This window comes from Rhodococcus sp. IEGM 1307 (assembly GCF_030056915.1).
In the GTDB taxonomy this organism is placed as follows: Bacteria; Actinomycetota; Actinomycetes; order Mycobacteriales; family Mycobacteriaceae; genus Rhodococcus_F; species Rhodococcus_F opacus_D.
Map to the genome: position 1 here is coordinate 258,413 of NZ_JASHKW010000005.1, position 25,115 is coordinate 283,527.

At 65.3% G+C, this 25,115-nt stretch carries 23 protein-coding genes; 12 read left to right on the forward strand and 11 right to left on the reverse strand.

Features of this window, described 5'->3' with window-relative positions:
• Positions 1-2: 2 nt before the first annotated feature.
• A complete protein-coding gene (locus QM841_RS12065) occupies positions 3-1,154 on the reverse strand; it encodes an isobutyryl-CoA dehydrogenase (RefSeq protein WP_283332169.1) in 1,152 nt (383 codons plus the stop codon).
• A gap of 203 nt (positions 1,155-1,357) precedes the next feature.
• Between QM841_RS12065 and QM841_RS12070 the strand changes: the two genes are divergently transcribed.
• Positions 1,358-1,876 carry a MarR family winged helix-turn-helix transcriptional regulator gene (locus QM841_RS12070; RefSeq protein ID WP_283332170.1) on the forward strand — a complete coding sequence of 173 codons (519 nt, stop codon included), beginning with the start codon at positions 1,358-1,360 and terminating at the stop codon, positions 1,874-1,876.
• Positions 1,873-2,784, forward strand: a complete 912-nt coding sequence (locus QM841_RS12075) for a LysR family transcriptional regulator (RefSeq protein ID WP_283332171.1) — start codon at positions 1,873-1,875, stop codon at positions 2,782-2,784. The genes QM841_RS12070 and QM841_RS12075 overlap by 4 nt, the downstream gene beginning before the upstream one ends.
• A gap of 85 nt (positions 2,785-2,869) precedes the next feature.
• On the opposite strand, the gene QM841_RS12080 is transcribed toward QM841_RS12075, so the two are convergent.
• From QM841_RS12080 to QM841_RS12115, 8 genes are all read right to left on the reverse strand, one after another.
• Positions 2,870-4,084 (reverse strand): CaiB/BaiF CoA transferase family protein, encoded by a 1,215-nt coding sequence (locus QM841_RS12080; protein ID WP_283332172.1) that lies wholly within the window; start codon positions 4,082-4,084, stop codon positions 2,870-2,872.
• 14 nt (positions 4,085-4,098) lie between these two features.
• Positions 4,099-5,601, reverse strand: a complete 1,503-nt coding sequence (locus QM841_RS12085; RefSeq protein ID WP_283332173.1) for an aldehyde dehydrogenase family protein — start codon at positions 5,599-5,601, stop codon at positions 4,099-4,101.
• Positions 5,602-5,654: 53 nt separating this feature from the next.
• Positions 5,655-6,224, reverse strand: coding sequence for an adenylate kinase (locus tag QM841_RS12090; protein ID WP_283332174.1), 570 nt, complete (start codon positions 6,222-6,224; stop codon positions 5,655-5,657).
• 73 nt (positions 6,225-6,297) lie between these two features.
• Positions 6,298-7,203, reverse strand: a complete 906-nt coding sequence (gene mmsB / locus QM841_RS12095; protein WP_283332175.1) for a 3-hydroxyisobutyrate dehydrogenase — start codon at positions 7,201-7,203, stop codon at positions 6,298-6,300.
• A 366-nt stretch (positions 7,204-7,569) separates the two neighbouring features.
• Positions 7,570-8,088 (reverse strand): gamma carbonic anhydrase family protein, encoded by a 519-nt coding sequence (locus QM841_RS12100; protein WP_283332176.1) that lies wholly within the window; start codon positions 8,086-8,088, stop codon positions 7,570-7,572.
• 82 nt (positions 8,089-8,170) lie between these two features.
• Positions 8,171-8,752, reverse strand: a complete 582-nt coding sequence (locus QM841_RS12105) for an FAD-binding oxidoreductase (protein WP_283332177.1) — start codon at positions 8,750-8,752, stop codon at positions 8,171-8,173.
• A complete protein-coding gene (locus tag QM841_RS12110) occupies positions 8,706-8,918 on the reverse strand; it encodes a hypothetical protein (RefSeq protein WP_283332178.1) in 213 nt (70 codons plus the stop codon). The genes QM841_RS12105 and QM841_RS12110 overlap by 47 nt, the downstream gene beginning before the upstream one ends.
• 83 nt (positions 8,919-9,001) lie before the next feature.
• Positions 9,002-10,093, reverse strand: coding sequence for a LacI family DNA-binding transcriptional regulator (locus QM841_RS12115; protein ID WP_283332179.1), 1,092 nt, complete (start codon positions 10,091-10,093; stop codon positions 9,002-9,004).
• 175 nt (positions 10,094-10,268) lie between these two features.
• On the opposite strand from QM841_RS12115, the gene QM841_RS12120 reads away from it, so the two are divergent.
• The 6 genes from QM841_RS12120 (at position 10,269) to QM841_RS12145 (ending at position 19,825) form a co-directional block, all read left to right on the forward strand.
• Complete coding sequence (locus QM841_RS12120) at positions 10,269-11,207, forward strand: dihydrodipicolinate synthase family protein (protein ID WP_283332180.1); 939 nt, start codon at positions 10,269-10,271, stop codon at positions 11,205-11,207.
• Positions 11,208-11,567: 360 nt separating this feature from the next.
• Positions 11,568-12,743, forward strand: a complete 1,176-nt coding sequence (locus QM841_RS12125) for an Nramp family divalent metal transporter (protein WP_280781145.1) — start codon at positions 11,568-11,570, stop codon at positions 12,741-12,743.
• A 90-nt stretch (positions 12,744-12,833) separates the two neighbouring features.
• On the forward strand, positions 12,834-13,112 hold the full coding sequence (locus QM841_RS12130; protein ID WP_005565811.1) for a YciI family protein: 279 nt from the start codon (positions 12,834-12,836) through the stop codon (positions 13,110-13,112).
• A 410-nt stretch (positions 13,113-13,522) separates the two neighbouring features.
• Positions 13,523-17,023, forward strand: a complete 3,501-nt coding sequence (locus QM841_RS12135) for a serine/threonine-protein kinase (RefSeq protein ID WP_005565818.1) — start codon at positions 13,523-13,525, stop codon at positions 17,021-17,023.
• 1,016 nt (positions 17,024-18,039) lie between these two features.
• On the forward strand, positions 18,040-19,113 hold the full coding sequence (locus tag QM841_RS12140) for an alkene reductase (RefSeq protein ID WP_005565823.1): 1,074 nt from the start codon (positions 18,040-18,042) through the stop codon (positions 19,111-19,113).
• Between the two features lie 328 nt (positions 19,114-19,441).
• Entirely contained in the window at positions 19,442-19,825 is a 384-nt protein-coding gene (locus QM841_RS12145) for a helix-turn-helix transcriptional regulator (RefSeq protein ID WP_283332181.1), read from the forward strand.
• Between the two features lie 166 nt (positions 19,826-19,991).
• On the opposite strand, the gene QM841_RS12150 is transcribed toward QM841_RS12145, so the two are convergent.
• Both QM841_RS12150 and QM841_RS12155 read right to left on the reverse strand, forming a co-directional pair.
• Positions 19,992-20,438 (reverse strand): cupin domain-containing protein, encoded by a 447-nt coding sequence (locus QM841_RS12150; protein WP_005565825.1) that lies wholly within the window; start codon positions 20,436-20,438, stop codon positions 19,992-19,994.
• Between the two features lie 105 nt (positions 20,439-20,543).
• The gene (locus QM841_RS12155; protein WP_052023967.1) at positions 20,544-21,041 is read right to left on the reverse strand and encodes a MaoC/PaaZ C-terminal domain-containing protein; all 498 of its coding nucleotides are present in this window, start codon (positions 21,039-21,041) and stop codon (positions 20,544-20,546) included.
• A 283-nt stretch (positions 21,042-21,324) separates the two neighbouring features.
• Here QM841_RS12155 and QM841_RS12160 point away from each other — a divergent pair, with 283 nt between their 5' ends.
• The 4 genes from QM841_RS12160 (at position 21,325) to QM841_RS12175 (ending at position 25,073) form a co-directional block, all read left to right on the forward strand.
• A complete protein-coding gene (locus QM841_RS12160; protein ID WP_043789338.1) occupies positions 21,325-22,215 on the forward strand; it encodes an HpcH/HpaI aldolase/citrate lyase family protein in 891 nt (296 codons plus the stop codon).
• A gap of 39 nt (positions 22,216-22,254) precedes the next feature.
• Positions 22,255-22,722, forward strand: a complete 468-nt coding sequence (locus QM841_RS12165; protein WP_005565830.1) for a MaoC family dehydratase — start codon at positions 22,255-22,257, stop codon at positions 22,720-22,722.
• A complete protein-coding gene (locus QM841_RS12170; RefSeq protein WP_005565832.1) occupies positions 22,719-23,555 on the forward strand; it encodes a fumarylacetoacetate hydrolase family protein in 837 nt (278 codons plus the stop codon). Before QM841_RS12165 ends, QM841_RS12170 begins: the two co-directional genes overlap by 4 nt.
• A 393-nt stretch (positions 23,556-23,948) precedes the next feature.
• Complete coding sequence (locus QM841_RS12175) at positions 23,949-25,073, forward strand: substrate-binding domain-containing protein (RefSeq protein WP_005565836.1); 1,125 nt, start codon at positions 23,949-23,951, stop codon at positions 25,071-25,073.
• The last annotated feature ends 42 nt before the right edge of the window (positions 25,074-25,115 follow it).

Sequence of the window (25,115 nt, forward strand, 5' to 3'; positions counted from 1 at the left end):
GGTCACCCTGCCGTTCCGCTATTTCCGACGACGCTGCGGGCGATGACCACCCGCATGATCTCGTTGCTGCCTTCGAGGATCTGGTGGACGCGCAGGTCCCGGACGATCTTCTCGATTCCGTACTCGGCAAGATAGCCGTAACCGCCGTGCAGTTGCAGCGCCTTGTTGGCCACCTCGAAACCGGTGTCGGTGGCGAAGCGTTTGGCCATCGCACACAGTTCGACGACATCGGGAGCACCGTCCTCGAGCGCGGCCGCCGCCCGCCACAGCAGGGTGCGGGCCGCCTCCAGTTCGGTGCGCATGTCGGCGAGCTGAAACTGCAGCGCCTGCGAGTCGATCAGCGGCGACCCGAACGCCTTCCGGTCCGTCAGGTAGGCGACGGCCCGCTCCAACGCCGTCTGCGCGCCGCCCACCGAGCACGCCGCGATGTTGAGCCGGCCACCGTTGAGGCCGGCCATCGCGATCCGGAAGCCACCGCCCTCGGAACCGAGCAGATTCGCCGCCGGCACCCGCACGTCCTCGAAGATCACCTGACGGGTGGGCTGAGCGTTCCAGCCCATCTTCACCTCGTTCGGCCCGAACGACAGACCCGGCGAACCCTTCGGGACGATGAACGCCGAAATCCCCCGCGGCCCGCCCTCCCCGGTGCGGGCCATCACCACGTACACCTCCGACGTGCCGGCACCGGAGATGAACTGCTTGACCCCGTTCAGCACGTAGTCGTCGCCGTCGCGGACCGCCCGGGTACTCAGCGCCGCCGCATCCGAACCGGCACCCGGCTCGGTCAGGCAGTAACTGCCCAGCTGATCCATCGAACACAACCCCGGCACCCACGCACGGCGCTGCTCGTCGGTGCCGAACCTGTCGATCATCCAGGTGACCATGTTGTGGATGGAAATGTAGGCGGCGATCGACGGGCACCCCTTCGCGAGCTGCTCGAAGATGCGGGCCGCGTCGACACGAGTGAGCTCGGATCCACCCACGTCCTCGCGGATGTAGATCCCACCCATCCCCAACGACGCCGCCTTACGCAGGACATCCACGGGGAAGTGCTTGGCCTGATCCCATTCCACGGCGTGCGGCGCGAGATGCTCGGCCGCGAAATCGCGGGCAGTGTCGCTGATCGCCCGCTCGTCATCGGTCAAGGTGAACATATAGACCCTTTCAGATCGGGGAAGTTGGAAGTACTATAGTTGGACATCCACGCAAATTGCCAGTGGGTGTGACCCACTCCAAACCGGAACCGCTTCGACACGGGAAGTGCCGACACAGTCCCGTCCACCTGAACGCGAGTTTCGCGAAATACACACTCAGGGTGTTCATTCGATGCCCATTCCGGACAACTAGGAGGCTTCCGGTGGCCACCGCGCAACCACCCCACTCGGCGCCGGCTGCCGACTCTGTGGCGCCGTACACGTCGCTGATCGCCGCCGTCCTGCAGACGCAGAAGCTGATCAGCCATCAACTCAACTCTGCGTTGCGTCCGCTCGGGCTGTCCTTCGCCCGGTACGAGGTATTGGCGATGCTGGTCGCCGCGCACGGCCCACTGCCGATGGTGCGGATCGTCCGCGCTCTGGACAGGCATCCCACCACCATCGGAACGCTGATCGACGGGCTCGAAGGTTCCGGATTGGCCTTACGGACGATCAATCGCGCCGATCGCCGTTCGACCCTCGTCACGATCACCGACAAGGGTCGCGAAGTGGCAACCTCGGCGACCCGCGCCCTCGATGCCGTCGCCCTCGCGGACCCGAAGGTCATGCACCGTCTCCACGAGGACCTGCAACAGCTCCTCTCGGCCACCCGACGTGCATCGACCGCCCCACCGGGCGGACGCCACACCACGGCGGTCGAGCTATCAGGAGGCCGGCCGTGATCGACGCACGCAACATCCGCTCGGATGACCTTCGGTACCTGCTCGCCGTCGCGCGAACCGGTCGCCGCCAATCCGCGGCACTGGACCTGGGTGTCGACCACACCACCGTCTCGCGGCGAATACGCGCCCTCGAGAAGGCCCTGGGTGTCCGTCTGCTGCAGCGCAGTGCCGACAGCTGGGAGCTGACCGATGTCGGCCGATCGATCGCGGAGAAGGCACGACTGATCGAGGAAGCCGTTCAAGAAACCGCCGACGTGGTCCTCGGGATCAGTGAGAATGCACTCCGAGGAACCATCCGGATCACCGCCCCGGACGGATTCGGATCGTTGTTCGTCGCTCCCGCACTGGCCAAGCTGCGAATGAGTCACCCACACCTTGTCGTCGAGTTGATCACCGATACAAGGCAATTGAATCTCTATCAATCAGGGTTCGACCTCGCGGTCGCGGTGGGCACACCGATCACCAGTCGGCTGGTCTCCGAACGTGTGTGCCAGTACTCGCTGGGGTTGTACGGCAGCGAGGAGTACTTTCGCGAGCACGGCGAACCCGGCAGTCTGGACGAGCTGACAGCGCACCCGCTGGTCTTCTTCGTCGACTCCTTGCTGCAGGTCGGGGATCTCGACTTGAGCCGGCATCTGCCCGGTGTCGCGGCAAAGTTCATGTCCACCAACATCTTCGCTCATGTTGCTGCCACGCGTTCCGGCGGCGGCATCGGGCTGTTGCCGGCGTTCATGGCGGACCAGCACGCCGATCTGCGCAGGATCTTGCCCGATGCCGTCGATGTTCGGCTCGCCTTCTCCCTGGCCGCGCGCCGCGAAAGCCTCACCAATCCCGCGGTCCAGGCAGTCCGGCAGGCGATTCAGGAAGAGGCGCGCAGTCGGCGAGACGAACTGGTCCCCACTGTGTAGTTGCCGGGCGCACCAGGGGCGGCGCCGCAGGACGCAGACTCCTGCAACGCCGCTGACCGGTGCGCCAGTCGGACTCTCACCGAATTCATGCCCGCGCGGGCACCATCGCATCGAGCGGATCGGTGGCGTCGACCGAGTCGAGCCAGTCGAGAATCTGTTCGGTGTGCTGTCCGAGCACCGGCGGTGCAGCATGCGCGGTCCGCACCAGCGACGCACCGTCGGCCGTTTCCATCCGCAAGGACGGACCCGGCAACTGCACCGGTCCCACCACAGGGTGCTCGACCTCGAGGAGTAGTCCCTGGCTGCGGGTCTGCTCCCACTCGTAGACCTCGTCGATCGTGCGGATCGACCCCGCCGGAACACCCGCGGCCTCGAGCGCGGCGAGGACATCGACCCGAGGACGGCCAGCGAAATCGGCCTCGATCGCGGCGATCAACGCCTCCCGCGCCGCGACCCGGTCTCGGTTGACCGCGAACCGCGGATCCTGGGCCGACAGACCGGCCACCGGGGCGAACTTCGCCCAGATCGCCTCGCTGCCGACCGCGATTTGAACGTAGCCGTCGGCGCAGCGGAAGCTTCCGTACGGTGCGATCTGCGGGTGGTGATTGCCGGACCGCTGCGCGACCTGCTCGCCGACCGTCCACTTGGTGCCCTGGAAGGTGTGGGCGCTGATCGCGGCGGCCAACAGGGACGTCCGCACGACCATGCCCTTGCCGGTCTTTTCCCTCGATGCCAGTGCAGCCGAGACACCCGTGGCGCCGTGGACACCGGCGAGGACGTCGGCGATCGGGACTCCGATCCGCGTCGGTTCCCCGTCGGGGTCTCCGGTCACCGACATCAGCCCGGCTTCGCCCTGCGCGATCTGGTCGTAGCCCGCGCGGGATCCCTCCGGCCCGTCGTGCCCGAAGCCGGTGATCGACAACGTGATCAGGCGCGGGTTGAGCTCCTCGAGCACGTCGGCCGCAAAGCCGAGCCGGTCGAACGCGCCCGGCCGCAGGTTCTCGATCAGCACGTCCGCCCGCCGGATCAGCCGACGCAGTGCATCCTTGCCGTGCTCGGATTTGAGGTCGAGGACGATCGATTCCTTGTTCCGGTTCGCCGACATGAAGTACGACGACTGCGGGTCGTCGGCCGGCCCGACGAACGGCGGCCCCCACGTGCGGGAGTCGTCGCCGGTGCCTGGGGCTTCGACCTTGATTACGCGGGCACCGAGGTCACCGAGCATCATTGCGGCGATGGGCCCCGCCAAAGCGCGGGAGAGGTCGAGCACGAGGATGTCGCTCAGTGGTCCGACAGTCATGGCGTGCTCCCTTCTCAGAGTGTGCGCAGGCGCACGTTGACCTGCTTGGTCTGGGTGAATCCGGCGATCATGCCCTCGAGCGACACTTCGCGGCCGAGACCACTCTGCTTGTATCCGCCGTAGGACTGGCCGACCATCTGGCCGCCGCCCTGGTTGACCTGCACCCATCCGGTTTCGAGGGCGTGGGCGGTAGACAGCGCCAGATCGAGGTTGTGTGTCCACACGTACGCGGCCAGACCGTAGTGCGAGTCGTTGGCCATCTCGATGACGTCGGAGTGGTCGTTCCACGGGATCGCGACGAGCGCGGGCCCGAAGATTTCCTCACGGGACAGGCGCCAGGAGTTGTCGGCACCGGAGAATACGGTCGGTCCCATGTAGTAGCCGTCGGAGTTGGGAACCTTGGCGGGGGATCCGTCGAGGACGGTGGCAACCTGGGACGAGCTCAGGCCGTCGTCGAGGAATCCGCAGACGGAGGCGAACTGCGTCTCGTTGATGATGGCGCCCATGTCCGTGGACTCATCCAGCGGGTTCCCCACCTTCAGGGCGGCCAACGTGTTCACGAGCCGGTCCAGGACCTCGTCGTAGATGTCCTGATGCAGGAACAACCGGGAACCGGCCGTGCAGCTCTGTCCCTGCCGGTGTACCCGGGTCGACAGCAGCAGTTGATTGATGAAGTCGTCGTCGATGTCCACGTCGGGGAAAACGATCGAGGGATTCTTGCCGCCGAGTTCGAGGGAGACATGTGCGAGACGGCCACCGGCCTCACGGGCCACTCGTCGCCCCACCTCGGTCGAGCCGGTGAAGGAGATCTTGTCGACGTCGGGGTGCTGGACAAGCGCCTCGCCGGCGACCCTGCCGGATCCGGTGATGACGTTGAGGACACCGGCGGGCAGGAACTCGGCGCAGATCTCGGCAAGCAGCAACACGCTCAGCGGGGCCGCCTCAGCCGCCTTGACCACGACGGTGTTCCCGGCAACGAGGGCGGCAGGGATCTTGAATCCGGCGATCATCAGCGGGGAATTCCAAGGCAGGATGCATCCGATGACGCCGAGCGGCTCCTGCCGCGAGTACTGAAGCTGATCGTCACCGGCGGGCAGAACCGTGCCCTTGATCTCGCCGGCGACACCGGCGAAGTACCGGAACAGGTTCGCCAGGGTGGCGACCTCCGGACGCGCCTGGGTGCGCAGCGCGTTGCCGGTGTCGAGGGCAGTGAGACGGGCCAGTTCCTCGGCCCGCGCGTCGATGGCGTCGGCGATCTGGCTCAGGATCCGGCCTCGCGCCGTGAAGTGCTGAGACCGCCACCGAGGGAAGGCTTTCTGCGCAGCACGCACCGCGCGATCGACGTCCTCGGTGCCCGAGGACGGGACACGGCCGATCACATGCTCACGCAGAATCGGGGTGGTCACCTCACTCCACTGACCGGAAATGGCGTCCACCCAGGCCCCGTCGACGAACATGGGGTAGTCGCGGGCCTCGGGAATGTGGAGCTCAGCGAGTGAGGTTTGTGTGGAGGTCATGTCGGAATCTCCTTGATATACGGATGGCTCTGCTGGGATGCAGGGAACAGCGTTCAGGTGGACGGAGCGACGCTTCCGCGCTCGGACAGCGCGCCGATCGCGTGGGCGTAGACCTCGTCGACCTCACCTTCTGCATCGACCGACAGAAGAAGCGGAGAGTAGTAGTCGAGCAGCGGTCGGGTCTCGTCGTGATAGACCCGCAGACGTCGACGAATGACACCCTCGGTGTCGTCGGCGCGGCCACGGGCCAGCATCCGTTCGACGACTGCATCGTCCGCTATCGAGAAATCCAGGACGGCGTCGATCTGGCTCAGCTGCCGGCTGAGGAGCTCATCGAGCGCGGTCGCCTGAGCCACGGTGCGCGGGAAGCCGTCCAGAATGAATCCCGTGCCCGTGTCGCCGGCAGCGAGGCGCTCCGCCACCATCCCGATGGTGACCTCGTCCGGGACCAGTTCGCCCGCGTCGAGGAACGATTTCGCCGTCTGTCCGAGTTCCGTGCCCTGCGCGATATGGGAACGGAACAGGTCACCAGTCGAGATATGGGGGAGCTGCAGCGCCGTCGAAAGCAACAGCGCCTGAGTGCCTTTACCGGCTCCCGGCGGCCCTGTCAGAATGATGCGCACAACGAATTCCTTTCACATCGAACAGCGCCTCACACCCGGTGCCGCGGCACGGGGCGAGGTCTACGTGGGAGGGCTACGACTGTTGTTCCTGCGCGTCGTATGCACCGGCACGGATCGCCGTCACGATCGCGGAGAAATCACGACCCGGGCCGTCCTGGGCGACGAACTGTTCGTAGAGTTCGGTGGCGCGCCGTCCGAGAGCCGTATCGACACCGTTGTCCGCCGCAGCGGCCTGCGCGAGTCGAAGGTCCTTGAGCATCAACGCGCTCGCGAACCCGCCGGCGTAGTCGCGGTTGGCGGGGCTGGTGGGAACCGGTCCGGGAACCGGGCAGTTCGTGGTCAACGCCCAGCACTGACCGGACGCGGTCGACGAGACGTCGAACAGGGCCTGGTCGGTCAGGCCCAGCTGCGCGCCCAGCGCGAAGGCTTCGCTGACGGCGATCATGGAGATCCCCAGGATCATGTTGTTGCAGATCTTCGCGGCCTGACCTGCTCCGGAGTCACCGCATCGGACGATGCGGGACCCCATGGCGTCCAGGAGTGAGCTGGCCTGGTCCACCGCGTCGGCCGGGCCGCCGGCCATGAAGGTGAGCGTCCCGCCGTCGGCGGCGACGGTTCCTCCGGACACCGGGGCGTCCACCGCCCGATGCCCGGCTGCGACAGCCAGGTCAGCGGCTGCCCGCGCGTCGGCGACATCAATCGTCGAGCAGTCGAGGAAGAGGGTTCCCTGCGATGCGGCCGCGACCAGATCACCGTAGACGTCGAGTACGTGCTTGCCACTGGGCAGCATGGTGATGATCACGTCGGCACGCTCCGCTGCGTCTACAGGAGATGCAGCAGAGTCGATTCCGTGTGATGCTGCCTTCTCCGCTGCCGCCGGGGAGGGGTCGAATCCGATGACCGTGTGGCCGTTGCGCACCAGATTCGTGGCCATACCCAAGCCCATGTTACCGAGCCCGAGGAAAGCGATCTTGCTCATCGTGTACTCCTAGCGATGTGGTAGCCGACATTCCACGCACGGGGCCGAGAAAACCCACCTGGGGCATCGATTCGAACAAACGGCTCGTGGATGAACCCCGGGGATCATGGCGCTTCGCGTCGCTCTCCGCCGGGAACGGTAATCAGTGTGCCCGCGTATGGATGATCGTGGAATCACCTAACCTGCAATGGGGATGTGCAGAATTGCATCACCACGATCGAAGTGAATCGAACCTGCTGACCTGTGTTCCCGGGCGGCGGCCGCCGCCGATCACAATGATGGACCGACGTGATTGATCATTGTGATCGGCGACCTGAGCGGACAGACATCTACCGCTGCTGCGCGCGACTCGTGACCGGCCGACTATTACCGTGACTTCGCGTTCGCGTGAGTTGTGCGGCGGGTCATGTAGTTCGCTGCGTTCGCCCGAATATTGTCGACTTCCTCATCGGTGAGGTGGCGTCGGACCTTGGCCGGTACTCCAGCGACCAATGATCGGGGTGGCACGACGGTTCGTTCGGGCACCAGGGCGCCGGCGGCGACGAGGCTGTCCTCCCCTATCTCGGCGTCATTCATAATGACTGCGCCCATGCCGATGAGGACGTTGTCGCTGATTGTGCATCCGTGGACGGTGGCGTTGTGGCCGATGGAGACACCGTCACCGATGGTGGCGGGACTGCCTGGGTCGGCGTGGATCGCACACCCGTCCTGCACGTTGGTTCGCGATCCGATGGTGACTGTTTCGTCGTCGGCCCGGATCACGGCGTTGTACCAGATTCCGGATTCGGATCCGATGGTGACGGCACCGACCACGACGGCGGTCGGTGCTATCCAGGCGTCCGGTGCGATGGCAGGCGTCCGGGCGTCATCGAGGGTGAGGATCATGATGTCCTTGCGAAGTGTTGGTTCGGTGCGCCACCGCTGCGGGGGCGACGTCGCTACGACGTGGGTGGGCAGGTCTGGTGCTTCAACCGTGGAGGTGCAGTACGGCACCAGGATTCAGAACTGCAGTGGGATCGAAGGCGTGTTTGACCGCTCGATGGACCTCGATGTTCACGGGATCGAGGTCCTTGCGCAGCCACCCGGCCTTCAGACGACCGACCCCATGTTCACCGGTGATGGTTCCCCCTAGCTCGAGGGCCTTCTGGGTGATCGCATTGAACGCTTCCAGCGCGGCATCACGGCTGGCGGCATCGGTCTTGTCATAGATGACGGTGGGGTGAAGGTTGCCGTCCCCGGCGTGGCCGAACACTCCGATCGTCAGTCCGGTCGGCTGCGCAATCTGCTCGATCGCCGAGATGAGATCTGTGATGCGTGAGCACGGCACGCAGACGTCGCCGAGTAACCAGTCGCCGAGCCGTTCGAGGGCTGGTAGGGCTTGACGCCGCGCTTCGAGCAGCATCTCCGCTTCGGTTGGGTCGGAACTGACAACGATCTCGCCGGCGCCATGGCTCGTGCAGTGCTGTTCGATGTCGGCGAGCACGTTGGGCGCATCGACTCCATCATGCTGAATGAGCAGCAGCGCGGCTGTGTCGTCGCCGACACCCATTTTTGGTCATGTCATCGACTGCCTTGACGGTGGTGCGGTCGAGGATTTCCAGCATGGATGGGGTGATTCCGGCACCGGTCATCGCCTTGACTGCTTTTTCAGGTGCCGCACCCGGCGAATCTCCACGGCAGCGCGCACCCGGGGCACCGCCGTCCTTCACCATCATGTGAGCAGTCGTTCGGGACTCCTTCGGAGTGCCCGACTCGATCCATCCCACGGACCAGCCTCGCCGACATCAGTCGTCAGTCACTATCCGCCGTGGTGCACATTACCGGCGGTCTGCGGGCCCGCCGCGGTCGTGGCCCGATGCGATCCGGACGAGCGCCGCGGGATCAGGGTGGGCATCGCGCGCCGGATCGGATCGTCGACGGGGGTGGCGGCGGCGAGCATCAGGTCGAGCGCGGTGGCTGCGATCTGGTCGAACGGGGTGCGCACCGAGGTGAGCGGGACCGGAAGACGTTGCGACAGTGGGATGTCGTTGTAGCCGACCAGGGCGACGTCGTCGCCGACGGTCAACGAGCATCTGTGCGCGGCGGCCACGACTCCGAGCGCGAGGTTGTCGTTGGCGGCGAAGACGGCGGTCGGACGGGACGTGGAGCGGAAGAGCCGGTGCCCGGCCTCCTCGCCGTCCTCGATGCCGAACGTCGTTTCGACGATCCACTCGGACACTTCCGCGATTCCCGCTTCCCGCAGCGCCTTTCGCGCCCCGGCCAGACGACCGACGGCGGTGGACGCGAACAACGGGCCCGACAGGACGGCGATGTCGGTGTGCCCGAGGTCGATCAGATGACGGGTGGCGAGATAGCCGCCCGCCTCGTCGTCGCCGACCGAGGACGGACTGATCCCGTCGGTCCTGAGCACGAGCGCGTGCGGCACGCCGCGCTCCCGCAGCTCGCGCGGCAGCGGGTCGTCGCGCCGGCTCGAGGCGACGATCAGGCCGTCCACGTTCCGGGCGAGCAGCGTCCTCGCCGCGTCGGACTCGTCAGCGGGGTTGTCCCCCGTCGTGGCGACGACCGTGAAGTAGCCGAGGCGGGTCGCGGCCCGGCTGATCGCCTCGTACATCAAGGCCATGACGGTGTCGCTCAACCGTGGGACGAGGACGCCGATCGTCGCGGTCTGCCCGCGGCGCAGGCTCGACGCGAAGGTGTTGCGCCGGTAGCCCAGTTGATCGGCGACCGCCCGCACTCGTTCGGCGGTAGCGGAGCGGGACGGTGGAACGCGATCGTCGAGCACCCGGCTGACGGTCGAGGTGCTCACCCCCGCCGCGTCCGCCACTTCACGCAGCGTCACGACGTGCTTACCGTCCCGCGCCCGCTGGGGCGCGCTCCCATTGGCTTCCATGGTCTTCCTCTCTACCGCCTCGGCCCGGCCCTCCGCGCGTGAGGTAAGGCCTGATCACATCCGATTCAGAACGTGACCCTTGACACAGACACGATCGTATCGCACGATGAAATCGTTCACGGGAACGTTCCCGGGAACGTTTGCACAAAGTCTCCTTCGATGGAAAAGAGCGATCATGAGCACACTCGACCTCCGCGGCCTCACCCCGGCGCCGGTGACACCCTTCACCCGTGACGGCGCCGTCGACTACGACGCCATCCAGCGCCTCGGCTCGTGGCTCGGCAGCGTCGACGGCGTCAAGGGCCTGGTCGTACTCGGCCACGCCGGCGAGGGCACCTTCCTCACCCAGGACGAGCAGGTTCGCGTCATCGCCGCTTTCAAGGACTCCGTCGACGGCCGGCTGCCGATCATCGCCGGCATCACCGGCGAAGGCACCGCCGTCTCCGTGGAGGAGGCTCGCCGCGCGGTCGACGCGGGCGCCTCGGCCGGCCTGGTGTACCCCTCCCACGGATGGCTGCGGTTCGGTTACCAGGACGGCGCCCCGCAGGATCGGTACAAGGCGATTCACGAAGGGTCCGGGCTGCCGCTGATCCTGTTCCAGTACCCCGACGCCACCAAGGCCACGTACAACCTGGACACCCAGCTCGAGATCGCCGCCCAGCCCGGTGTGTTCGCCACCAAGAACGGCGTGCGGAACATGCGCCGCTGGGACCGTGAGATCCCGGTCCTGCGCCGCGAGAACCCCGACCTGCAGATCCTGAGCTGCCACGACGAGTACCTGCTGCACACCATCTTCGACGTCGACGGCCTGCTGGTCGGCTACGGCGGACTCGCACCCGAGCCGCTGGTCGAACTCATCGCGGCAGGCAAGGCCAAGGACTACCCCGCGGCCCGGGCCATCCACGACCGCCTCCTGCCGGTGACGGCGAACGTCTACCACCGCGGCTCGCACATGGAAGGCACCGTCGCCCTCAAGGAAGGCCTCGTCGCCCGCGGAATCCTCGAACACGCCACCGTGCGCTCACCGTTGCTGCCACTCGCCGAGGGCGCTGGTGCCGAAATCGCCGCCGCGCTGCAGTCGGCCGATCTGACCTCGGTCGTCGCCCACGCCTGACCCCGCTCGACCCGTCACCTCGGATTCACCGAATCCGCCGCACGCGGCGCCACCGCGCCGCGTGCCGGTTCTGCCGCCCGGCCCGGACACCCCGGGCCGGCCGGCACCGCCCGCAGCAGACCCGGCCCACTCCCGGCCGCAGGTTCGTCGCCCCTACCGAGCCGGCAGAGTCGGATGCCCCATCGTCAGTTGCGCCACACTCCTCGTCTGCGGTTCGAACACCAGAAAGTAGGCTCATCGATGAGTCAGCCATCTCGCACATCAGCCGATCCCCTCGGAGGCGGTTCAGTGGTCGCAGACACCCCTCCGCCGCCCGGAGGTCGCGTCCGGCCTCAGCGGTACTGGGTTCGGACCCTGGCCATGGCCGGTCCCGCATTCATCGCCGGAGCCTGGCAGTTCGGGCCCGGCAACCTCGCCAGCGCCGTCCAGGCCGGCAGCGAGTACAGCTACTCCCTGATCTGGGTGATCGCCGTCTCGACGATCTTCATGCTGGTCTACGCCGACATGAGTGTCCGCCTCGGCATCCGCACGCCCGTATCGATGATCAGCTCGGTCAAAGACATCCTGGGCCGACGCGTCGGCGTCTCCGCCGGCATCGGTGTCTTCATCATCACCCTGTGTTTCTCCGTGGGCAACGCCGTCGGATCCGGCCTGGGACTGTCGATGGTCTTCGGCGGGTCCCCGATAGTGTGGTCCGCCGTCTGCACAGTCTTCGTCGGACTGATCCTGTTGTTCCGCAACGTCTATCGAACCGTCGAACGCGTCCTGCTGGTGATCGTCGCCCTCCTCGCGGCCACCTTCGTCTTCAGTGCCGTCATCGCCCAACCCGACTGGTTCCAGGCCGTGCACGGACTCGTCCCGAGCATCCCGCCGGGTGGACAACTGCTCGTCGTGGCCCTCGTCGGCACCAACTTCTCCCTCAACGCCGCTTTCTTCACGTCCTACGGCACCCACGAACGCAAGCGCACCGCAGCCGAATACCGGCAAACCACCATCGCCGACACCATCCCGGGCATCGTGGCACCCGGCATCATGACCTCGCTCGTGATCATCGTCGCCGCCGCTGTCCTCGGCCGGCAGAACACCGAAGCAACCACCCTCGCAGGCCTGGCCAAGATCTTCGAACCCATCGCCGGCCCGATCGGATCGACGATCTTCGCGCTCGGGCTGTCCGGGGCCGCGTTCTCCGCGATGGTCGCCAACGCCACCGCCGGAGGCACCATGCTCTCCGACGCGCTCGGCAAAGGACCGTCGCCCAGCACACCGACAGCCAAACGTACCAGCGCCGTGATCCTCGGCTTCGGACTCCTGATCACGATCCTGTTCACGAAATCCCCTGTCCAGCTGATCATCTTCGCCCAGGCATTGACCGTGCTGATCGCACCGTTCCTCGGACTCCTGCTCTTCGTGATGAGCAACAACCGTCAGCTGATGGGCAACCTCCGCAACACCTGGTGGAAGAACATCATCGGCGCCCTGGGATTCCTCTCGATCCTGTCTCTGTCCGGCCTGCTGATCTACGAACTGCTCGGCTGACACCGACATGAAGCGGCACACTGCGCACCGCAGTGTGCCGCTCGACTGCTGCATCCACCCCCTGAGGCAACCCCGAGGAATCAGAAAACCATGCCGCTCTTCGTCGTCGAATACACCTACTCAGCCCACACCGCCGCAGGCCGTGACACGTACCGATCGGCACACCGAGCATGGCTCTCCGAACTGGTCGACCGCCAGACAGTCGTCGCCTGCGGTCCGTACGCCGATGACAGCGGTGCCTTCATCCTCGTCGAGTCCGATACGAGCGACACGGTCGCACAGCTCTTCACGCACGATCCCTTCGTCATCCACGGCCTGGTACCGGACCATCGCATCGTCGAGTGGACGCCGGTGATGGGCCGTCTCTAGAACGACGATGAAGCAGGTCAGGATTCGGAATCGTATTGCTCAACCACCCACGAGCAGCGCGGAGGTCTGCACGAGTCCCGCGAGCCGCCAAAGGAAACCTAAATCGATGTGGGCACAACGACTCCCGATTTCTTATAGTCCGGTCGGGAATAGCTCAGCCGCCCTGGTCGGCATCACCGAGGGTTGCGGCGGCACCGCAGCCGTGGGAAACAGTGCGAGCGCTACTCGATCTTGCCTCGACGGACCAGCGACCTCGACCTGGGCCCCCGGCTAACCGGTGAGCCGCTCGAATTAACTATTCACCGACGATTCGAGAGTTCGGATCGGGGTTATGCTCGCATTAACGCTGGAGAGGGTGATGTGCATGACACCGCGATTGCGGACACCGAGGCACGGGATCGAGGTCGGCCGTGGCCGAATACGATCCAACGGCGACACAGCGTGATCTGACCCCGGATATCGCCACGGAGTTGGCCGCGGCGGGGTTCGACGATGCCCGGGAGGTCGGTCGGGGTGGCTTCGGCGTCGTCTACCGCTGCCTGCAGCCATCCCTCGACCGCACCGTCGCCGTGAAGGTTCTCACCGCCGATCTGGATCCGGACAACCTCGAGCGGTTCATTCGTGAGCAACGGGCTATGGGCCGGCTGTCCGGGCACCCGAACATCGCCAACATTCTGCAGGTCGGCGCCACCACCAGCGGGCAACCGTACATTGTGATGCACTACCACCCGCACGGTTCGCTGGCGACACGGATCCACCGCACGGGCCCGATCGAGTGGCGGGAGGCGGTTCGACTCGGTGTGAAGATCTCGGGCGCGCTCGAGACCGCGCACCGGATCGGCACCGTACATCGGGACGTCAAGCCCGCGAACATCCTGCTGACGGACTACGGGGAACCGCAGTTGACCGATTTCGGGATCGCACGCATCGCGGGTGGCTTCGAGACCTCGACGCGCGCGGTGGTCGGCTCACCGGCGTTCACCGCACCCGAGGTGCTCGGGGGCCGGCCCCCCACCCCGGCGTCGGACGTGTACGGCCTCGGAGCGACGCTGTTTTGCGCGATCACCGGGCATGCCGCGTTCGAGCGACGCAGCGGCGAGCAGGTGATGGCCCAATTCCTGCGGATCACCTCTCACCCGGTGCCGGAATTGCGTGGGGAGGACATACCCGCCGACGTATGTGCCGCGATCGAGAGGGCGATGTCCCGGGAGCCAGACGATCGTGCGTCGACTGCCGCCGAGTTCGGGGAGGAACTGCGCGAAGCCCAACTTCGCAACGGCCTGCCCGCCGACGAGATGGCCCTACCCACCGACCTCGGAACGCAGACCCAGGACGAACATCGCCGCGGCGCCTCGACCAGGACTGCGTCGGGCAGGTCCGGCCCGATGACGACGGCCGGCCGGAACGATGCAGCGACGACAGGGACGCCGCCCGCCCCCTCCACCCGATTCCGCCCGCCCACGCCGACCCGGCAACTGGTCGAGCGTAGACAACTCATCGACTCCCTACGCGCTGGACAGCGGCGCCGGTTGACGGTCATTCACGCGCCGGCCGGATTCGGCAAGAGCACCCTCGCCGCCCAATGGGGTGAAGTGCTGACAGAGGAGAGTGTGGCGGTCGCATGGCTGACGGTCGATCACGATGACAACAACGTGGTGTGGTTTCTCTCGCATCTGGTCGAGGCGATCAGACGGGTCCGCCCGACCCTGGCGCGCGACCTCGGGCAGGCGCTCGACGAGCACGGCGACGAGGCCGAGCAGTACGTCCTGTCTTCACTGATCAACGAGATCCACGCCCGCGGTGAGCGGGTGGCGATCGTGATCGACGACTGGCACCGGGTCACCGACGCCGGGACACGCGGAGCCATGGGATTCCTACTCGACAACGGCTGCCACCACCTCCAGGTCGTCGTGGCAAGCCGCACCCGGTCCGGCCTTCCGATGAGTAGAATGCGCGTGCGTGATGAACTCGTCGAAATCGACTATACAGCATTACGTTTCGATGAGAATGAGACACGATCCTTCCTGGTCGACCTGGGCGGACTGGAGCTGGAGCAAGAGGATATCGCGGACCTGCGGGACTCGACCGACGGGTGGGTGGCGGCGCTGCAATTGGCGTACCTGTCACTGCGCGGACGCGACGACCCCACCGAACTGATCGGGCACATGTCGGGTCGGCATCACGCCATCGGCGAGTTCCTCGCCGAGAACGTGCTCGACACGTTGGAACCGGAGATCCTCGATTTTCTGCTGGCGACGTCGGTTACCGAACGGATCAGCGGGAGCCTTGCGGGCGCGCTGGCGCACGTGTCACGCGGGCAGGCGCTACTCGAAATAATCGAGGAGCGGGATCTGTTCCTGCGACGGGTGGACGAGGACGGAGTGTGGTTCCGGTACAACCACGTGTTCGCCGAGTTCCTGCAACGACGACTCGAGCGTGATCAACCCGAGCGGATCGACGAACTTCACCGCACGGCATCGACCTGGTTCGCCGATCACGAGTTGCTCGGCGAGGCCGTCGATCACGCACTCATGGCTGGGGATCAGGTCCGGGCGGTCGAGCTCGTCGAGCGCGATGGGATGCACCTGATCGAGTACTCGCACATGACGACCCTCCTCGGGATGGTCGCGAAACTCCCTCCCGCGCTGACGGAGTCACGTCCGTGGTTGCAACTCGCCGTAGCCTGGGCCAATATCATGCTGCACCGGGCCGAACCTGCACAGAGAGCACTCGACCTCGTCGAATCAACGCTCGATCGTGTTCCCTCCACCGATGAGGTCGCCGATCTGAGAGTAGAGGTCGCCGTGATGCGGGGCGTTATTCGGTTCCGGGCGGACCGAATCGACGGCGCGGACGAGTTGGTCCAGGCATGCCTGCCGCGGCTGGACACGTTGCGGCCGTGGGTTGTGTCGAGCGCCGCGAACATGGCAACCTACCGCGCGACATACCAGTTCGATTTCGACGAAGCACGCCGATTGCAGGAATGGGCCTTCGCATTTCATGCGCGAACCAACGGTCCGTACCTGGTGATGCACGGGCACTGTTTCGCCGGCCTCGCCGCCTACGAGCAACTCGATGTCGCCGCGGCGGAAAGCAGCTTCCGGGCTGGCGTCCGTGTGGCAAGGAAGATGGGTGGTACGCACTCGGAGGCCGCGCGCCTGGCCGATTCTCTCCTCGGCGCGTTGTTGTACGAACAGGGCGAGATCGACGAAGCCGAACAGTTGCTCGACGAAGGCTATGAGCTTGGGGGCGAGGGCGGTCTCGTGGAGTTCAAGATCCCGCGGTATGTCCTCGGGGCGCGTATCAAGGCCCTGCGGGGCGACCGAATAGCGGCAGCGCAGCGACTCGATGAGGGGGCGAGGATCGCTGTGACACTGTCTCTTCCGCGATTGCGAGCAAACGTCGAGAATGAACGGATCAGGCTGGGGCTTCCCCTGAGCTCCGATATCGCGGTCTCGCCGCCCGCAGAATATTGCTCTCGTCGACGACCGGTGGACGGAATCGAGGCACTGACGGCGCAGGTCGAAGAGGCAACAGCCACCAGACGGCTGCTCGACGAGCATTCACCGGACCAGGCCGACCTCGCCTGCACATGGGCACAGGAGTGGACGAACCGACTCGAAGGCCGCGGCGCACACAGGCTGTTGATGCAGGCCAGAAGGTTACTCGTGGCCTGTTTGTCCGCCTCGGGCCGCGTCGACGAAGCCAAGGAACTGCTCACCTCGATCGCAGCACAATGCGCCGAGCTGGGCCTCGTACGTCATCTTCCCGATGGTGGACCACACATCGTCTCGCTCATCGCGGCGCTGCGGGACGATCAGGTCGCCGGGCGGTGGCGTAGAGACTGGGCATCGGTCCCTGCCACTTTCCTCGCGGACCTGGTGACTGCAGAGGCGCCGCACAGGATCTGATGAGTTACCGCCAGCGACGCGCTCTGGCCGCTACCCAGGCGCGCTTCGGCAGGGAAGCGTTATCGCTGATCACGGCACGAGCCCTCACCGTGACATGTTGACTCCTGTTTGGGAACTGGACGGGGCACTGCCGATGGGATGGGGAGGCGGTCCCACCGGGCTGTGGCCTCGGACGCTGAGATGTGCGCGAAGGGTCGATCTTCGAGCGGATCGTGATGTTGGATGTTGCGGCGGTATCCGGCTCGTGACTTCAGCTGCGAATCTCCTCGAGGGCGCACAGCTTGTCGATAGGGTCTGGAACATGGTGACTCGTCACTTCTCGCGTGTCCGCAGTTGTTGACTCTGAAACGATCACGGATCCTCCTCGCCTAGGGATACCTATCCGGTCCGGTGGGAGCGCTGGGCTGGATCTACTGCGAGCCGTCCGTGTTTGCTACGGATACGTCGCGCAGCCAGAAGGGCGGCCGACGATTCGACCGGCGCGTCGGGAACGACCAAGTAGATGCGACAAACGTAGTAAAGCCTACAAACGCTCGTTCGATGGATGAAACGTAGATCATAGTTCAGGTGGGCGCAAGAGTTGCGGACGCCGAACGCGCACCCGTCGGCGCCGATCGCGCCACATCGCCACGGGCCGTGACACGAACCCGGCGGCGCGCCCCCCTGTGAGGGTTGACACATCGGACTCTCCCGCTAATACTTACGAACGTCCGTACGTTTGTTGCACGGGAGAGGGACTTCGATCGGAGACGATCACACGCGGTGGCACCAGAAGAGTTCAGTCGAGACATCAACCCCACCTGAGCATTAACGATATCTGTCGATTCGTCTTACTGCGTCGATGAGACTGAGCTCCCGGGGCTCGACCGACGATTACACACCCGAATTTCACGCGCACCAGACAAACACCGATAACGCGGTCGACACCTAGCTACGCAAAGGGCACTACTGGTGCCGATGCAAGCCAGGCGGTGACCGGGCCGACAAACATTTCCACCCTAAGGAGTTCTCAGGTCATGTTGTTCGAGACATACAAATTGGGTCCACTCGAGCTGTCGAATCGAGTCGTCATGGCACCCATGACGCGGGTTCGCGCCTCCGAGACGGGACTGCCATCCCAGAGTGCCGCGCTCTACTACGCGCAACGCGCCAGCGCGGGGCTCATTGTGAGCGAGGGAATCTCGCCGTCGAAGCAGGGACAGTCCGAGCCGAACATTCCTGGTCTCTACAACGATGAGCAGGAGGCGGCCTGGCGCCCGATCACCCAGTCTGTTCACGATGCCGGCGGCCGGATCTTCGCCCAGCTCATGCACGGCGGCCGCGTGGGGCACCCGGAGATCAACGGAATGCAGCCGCTCGGAGCCTCGCCCATCGCCGCCCACGGCACCATCTTCAACTCCGGTGGTCGGCTCGCGTTCGTCACTCCCGTCGAGATGACCGTCGAGCAGATTCAAGAGCAGATCAACGTGTTTGTCGCGGCGGCCGAGCGCGCGATCGCTGCCGGCTTCGACGGCGTCGAGATCCACGGCGCCAACGGCTACCTGATCCAGCAGTTCCTGTCCGACAACAGCAATCAGCGCACCGACCAGTACGGCGGGTCGCACGAGAACCGGGTACGCTTCGCGGTCGAGGTCGCTACCGCCGTCAGTACCGCCATCGGCGCCGACCGGGTGGGGATCAGATTCTCGCCCGGCGGAAAGTTCCACGACATGAACGAAAGCGATCCCGAAGGCCTGTACACAACCCTTCTCAACGCCCTGAATCCGCTGGGATTGGCGTACCTTCACATCCTCGAGACTGCATCGGACGACGTCAACGACCGGATCCGGGAAATCTGGACCGGCCCGCTGATCGTGAACCCGGCAATTGTCGGAAGTGCAGACTTCGTCGACAAGGCGAATGCCGATCGATGGTTGGCACGCGGCGGCGACCTGATCGCATTCGGTCGGTACTTCATCTCCAATCCGGACTTGGTGCGTCGCCTGCGCGATGGTCTCGAACTGACCATGCCCGATCTCGACACCTTCTACTCGGGCGGCGACAAGGGTTACATCGACTACCCGGAGTGGTCGGACAGCGCCGTGGGCTGACACCCTTGGGCGGGCCGGGCCGGATTTCCTCCGGCCCGGCCGGATTCCGGGTCTCGGCGAGTAGCTCGACTGAGGTGGTGAAATCGGCGCAACTGCTTCGGCGGCGTCGCGCTCGAACCCGTCCTCGGAACCGCTTCTTTCAGTGAAGTTGCTACGGTGCCCGACACTCGCTTACACTTACGAGTGTTTGTTCGCTTTAGCCTAGGACCCTACCTGGCGGATGGCAAAGATCCCCTGCCGGCCAACCATTTCAGGCCGAGTTTCAGCAGGTCTCGAAATCCGCGTCGGGACGTCCGTGGCTCGGTGGGACCCGGAGGTTGGGGAATCGATGACGATGTACGCCGAGCTGGGCCGAATCCTCGACGTGCTTCGCTCTCAGCACGTGACCGATCGGGCGGCACGTCTTCGCGCCGCATCGGCGCTGGAGAGGGTCCTCCTCTCCGACGTCCACGCTAATCCGTGTGTTCACGCCGGTCTCACGGCCCGCGCGGATACCGCATGCCCTTCGGATCACGACCAGCCGTTGACCGGTCGCGAGCACGTGATATTGGGCATGATCGCCGATGGTGCGTCGAACGCCGAAATCGGTCGTGACCTGTACATTTCGAGGAACACGGTCCGGTTTCACGTCAGCAATATCCTGCGCAAGATGTCGGTGAACAATCGCACTGCGGCGGTCGGGAAGATGACAACCGGCACCGGCGCGCGCTGACACTTCTCCCCAGGTTGCCCCCGTCTCGGCACACCGAACGGCCGATATGCGTTCCGCCTCCCGACACACCGAAGGCCCCCAGCCGTGATTCGACCGGAGGACTTCCGTGGGTGGAAAGATTGAGCCGCAGCGAATGATGCCTGCGGATGAGGCGATGACGGGAAAGTCAGTGCGCCTCGGCGTGAGTACCGACCCGGACATATCCGGCGAGGGTGGTGTCGTCGACCTCGGGCAGGTTGACGACGATGTTCTCGGGCGTGCGGGTGGTGAGCCAGATGAGTTCGTCGGTGGTGCTCATGTTGGCTTCGACGTGCGGCATGAAGGGTGGGACGAAGACGAAGTCCCCTTCGGACATGTCGATGTACTCGCTGAAGTTCTCGCCGAAGTAGATTCGCGCCTTGCCGGTGAGAACGTAGCCGCCGGTTTCGGCCTCACCGTGATGATGCGGCAGTGACCGATATCCGGGCTCGTTGAAGACCTTCCCGAACCAGATCTTCGTCGCCGGCGTGTGCTGGACGCTGACCCCGGAGACACGCACGGCACCACCGGATTGGCCCGTGTTCTGCGCTTCCTCTCCCTTGCGAGTTACTACCGGCTTGTCGTGCTCAGCCATGCTCGATTCCTTTCAAAGAACAAACGTTCGCCTGTAGGCGAGGGTACGAGCGCACCCTCGATCGCACAAGACTGCGCGACGGTCACGCTCCGACGACTGCACGCGTCAGCGAAGCGGCTCGGGGCGCCGGCGGATCATGAAGCTGCTCCGGAAGGTCATCACGGCTTCGCCTCGCTGATTGAGAGCGCTGTAGGCGAAGGACCAGATGCCCTGGTCGGGCTTCTTCGTCGGGCGGGCGGCAATGAGCTCGGCTTCGGGATGCAGGGTGTCGCCGATGAGCACGGGACGCAAGGCGCGCACCTCGTCGAGGCCGAGCCAGGCGACGACGTTGTTGAAGTAGCCGGTCTGAGTCGCCAGCCCCAGGGCGAGCGAGAGCGTGAACGGCCCGTGCGCGATCCGCTGCCCGAACTGGGTGCCGGCGGCGTACTCCTCGTCGAGGTGCAGCGAGACGATGTCGCAGGTCAGGCCGGCCCACTGCACCAGGTGCGCATCGGTGACGGTCATACCGGGACCCCGGAGTACGTCCCCCAGGTCGAGGTCCTCCCACCAGCGATCAGGCTGCCCGATCACTCGTGTGGCAGTACTGACGTCGTTGATTGTCATCGAAACTCCTCATAGCGCCGGCGCCGCCGGCCGTGTTAACGTACGAGCGATTGTTCGTTTAACAGTACGGGCCACCAACCCGCTGGTCAATCATTTGGTCAAAGCCTTGCACCACGAAGTCTGGATGTGACGAAATGCCGCACACCACGAAATATCGCGCCGCGTCCGCGGCGGGTTCGGATACGGCCGAGTGGCCGAGGCGGCGACCGTCAGTCTCCCCCGGGAATTTGCGGGGAGCCTGTGTCGTCGCCGCACCGGCGGTGCCCTATCGAGTGAGGAAGTAATGCGACCCCTACGTTCTCTCCAGTTCGTGCCGGCTCATCGTGAGGGCTGGGCACAGAAAGCTGTTCGCGCCGGTGCCGACGCCGTGATCCTCGATCTCGAGGACTCGGTTCCCGAGCCGAGCAAGGCGGATGCCCGCGCAATGGCAGCCGAGACGATCGACGCCCTGCGCCGTGACCATCCGGATGTGACGGTGCTGGTGCGCCCGAACCCACTCGACACAGACCATTTCGGCCGAGATCTCGCGGCCGTGGTGCGCGCGGGACTCGACGGGTTGCTGTTGCCGAAGGTGTACGGAGCCCGTGAGGTCCTCGACTTCGCCGCGTTGCTCGAGCACTTCGAGATCGAGGCCGCCCTGATCCGTGGCAGCGTCGAGGTGATCCCCACTCTCGAAACCGCGAAGTCGCTGGTGAACTGCGAGTCGATCGCGGCGGCCCATCCCCGGGTCGCATCGCTGATGGTCGCGGCGGCTCGCGATGCCGATGTCTCGCGTGAGGTCGGTTTCGAGTGGACCGCCGAGGGCCTGGAAACCCTGCATTACCGCAGCAAGGCCGTGCTCGCCTGCCGCGCCGCCGGGTTGGCCCATCCGATCGTGGGACTGTGGCAGGAGATCTCCGACCTGGACGGGCTGCGCCGGTTCGCCGAAGGCAACCGGCGACTGGGCTTTACCGGGCAGGTGCTTATCCATCCCTCGCACATCGAGACGGTCAACGACGTCTATGCGCCGGACCCGAAAATCGTCGACCGCTTTCGCCGCATGATCGAGGCCTTCGAACAGGCCCAGGCGAACGGGCAAGCGGCGGCACTGTTCGAGGGCGAACACGTCGACATCGCCCACGTCAAGACCGCTCGCGGCGTGGTTGCCCTTGCCGAAACCATCCAGTCGCGCTGACCCCATCACCCGACCGACCGAACCCTTGAGGACCCTAAAATGAGTGGATTGTATTTCGAAGAACTCGAGCCGGAGCTCACCATCAAGCACGCGGTGACCCGTACAGTGACCGAAACGGACAACCTGCTGTTCACGACGCTCACGATGAACGTGCAGCCGCTGCACCTCGATGCCGAGTTCGCCAAGGACAGCATGTACGGCGAGCGCATCGTCAATAGCGTCTTCACCCTCGGCGTCGTCGTCGGTATTCCGGTGCAGGAAACGACTCTCGGAACGACGCTGGGCAACCTCGGGTTCGAGGAGATCGCCTTCCCCGCGCCGGTGCTGATCGGCGACACCCTGCGCGTGGAAACCGAGATTCTGTCGCGCCGCGAGTCGAAGTCCCGCCCGGATACCGGCATCGTGCGCTTCGAGCACCGCGGTTTCAACCAGAACGACAAACTGGTCTGCCGCGTCCAGCGATCCGGTCTGATGCTCAAGAAGCCCGCCGAGGTCGCCGTCTCATGAAACTGGCCACGCTGCGTGTGGAGGGATCGACCGCCGCCGCACGGATCGACGGCGGAAACGCGGTGCTGATCGAGCCCTATCCCAGCCTCTCGGATCTGCTACGCGACCCGCACTGGCACCGCATCGCCACCGAGGCCTCCGGGCAGGTTGTCGACCTCGGTGCCGTGGAGTACGCCCCCGTGGTCACGCACCCGACGAAGATCGTGTGCGTGGGCCTGAACTATGCGAACCACATCGAGGAGATGGGACGCGAACTCCCCCGCTACCCGACCTTGTTTGCCAAGTTCCCCGAAGCGCTCATCGGCGCCTACGACGACATCCACGTCCCGGCCTACGCCGATCAGCAGGTCGACTGGGAAGGGGAGCTCGCCGTCGTCATCGGCAAGAAGGCGAGATCGGTGCAGGCCGCCGACGCCGGCGAGTACATCGCCGGCTTCGCGGTCGCCAACGATGTCACCATGCGCGACTACCAATATCGGACTCAACAGTGGCTGCAGGGCAAGACGTTCGAGGGAACGTGCCCGCTCGGTCCGACGCTGGTGACCCCGGACGAGTTTTCGCTCGGTGCCACCCTGAACACTCTCGTCGACGGTGCCACCGTCCAGTCGGACTTGACCGGCGACCTGGTGTTCACCCCGGCCCGGTTGATCGAGTACATCTCCCACATCGTCACCCTGCAGGCCGGGGACGTGATCTTGACCGGAACTCCCGGCGGGGTCGGCCACCCGACCGGAACGCATCTGTCTGACGGCCAGACACTCACCACGGAGATCACCGGCCTGGGCACGCTGCGCAACACCGTGTGCGTTGCCGCCCCGGTCCCGGTCGGCTGACCCCTCCGCGCTCCACAATCGAATACGGCACGGCCCAGCCCTTCCAGTCCGTCACGGACCGGAAGGGCTAGTGGCCGTTGCTTCGCGAGCGTCCTTCGAGCCCTGCGGCCCCAGATCGCGCACCTCGGTTCCCACCCCCAGTGTTCGCGCGACACCGAACCCCACGGCAGCGAGCACACGTGCGGTTACCCACCGACGCAACAGGGTTGGTGCGTCGACAATGAGGGCGCGTCACGTGCGGCACTGCCCTGTCGGCGTGCGACGGCCGCGAAATACCCAATCGTCCAGGTAGCGGCATGCCGTAGATCACCCGTTGACGGATGCTGTGCTCTACGCCACAATACAAACAAACGAGCAAACGTTCGTCTGTGTCTGGCAGAAGAAGGAAAATCCATGAACGCTCTGTCTTGTCGTCGCGCAGCCCTTGCCGGAGTTGCCCTCAGCGCAGTCCTCAGCGTCGCGGCATGCACGGCCAGTGCTCCGGCAGAATCGGGTGGCAGCTCAGGAGGTTCGACGAGCGACGGCGGCCAGGCCCTGCCGGTCGAGCAGCTCTGTGGTGACCAGCCACTCAAGATCGCGCACGTCGCCGGATTCGGTGCCAACTCGTGGCGCAAGATCACGCAGGCCGAACTCACCGACGAACTCTCCGCCTGCCCCAACGTGACCCTCGAGTACACCCAGGCCGACAACGATCTGCAGAAGTACATCACCGCGATCAATTCTTACACCGCACAGGGTTTCGATGCGATCGTCACGTACGACGACTTCGGCAGCCAGGCCCTCAGCGCCCTGAAGAACGCCCATGACGCCGGCGTGGTCGTCGTCCCCTACATCGCCGATCCCGGCGGTGAGGTCGGTGTCGACTACGACGGCTACGTCCAGTACAACTTCGACGTCGAGGGCGACACGATGGCCAAGTGGCTGGGCGGCCAGGTCCAGCCGGGCAGCAAACTGCTCTTCAGCGGTGGACTACCGGGCGGAAGCCCCTCGACGGTCGCCCTGTGGGACGGAATCAACGAGACCTCCAAGGAGCTCGGTGATCCCTTCACCCCGCTGACCAACGAGCCGCAGCCCTCGAGCTGGGACGCGGCATACGAACAGCGCGCCATGGCCGGCGCATTGACCAAGTACCCCGAGATCGACGCCCTGGCATCGGATTACGGTGTCGCATCGAAAGGTGGACTGCGCGCCTTCATCAACGCCGGTCGGCCGATCCCGCCGCTGGCCACCTCCGCTACCGACAACGAACTCGGGTGCATGTGGCTGCAGCACCACGAGGCCAACCCCGGCTTTCAGTTGTTGACCCTCGACGGCACCACGACCGTCGTACGCATCGCAGCCCGCAAGGCGCTCGCCGCACTCAACGGCCGGCCCGACAACGAGCCGGAGAACTTCGAACTGCCCACGTTCGTCGACACCCTGGGCGGCAAGCTCCCGACCTGCCGCGAGGATCTGCCGCCGGACGCCGACCTGTCCTCGGCGCTCTCGCCCGAGCAGCTCTCGGCCGTCTTCCAGTAGCGGCTGGGCGCCAGGGATAAGGAGTGGTCAACTATGACTCAG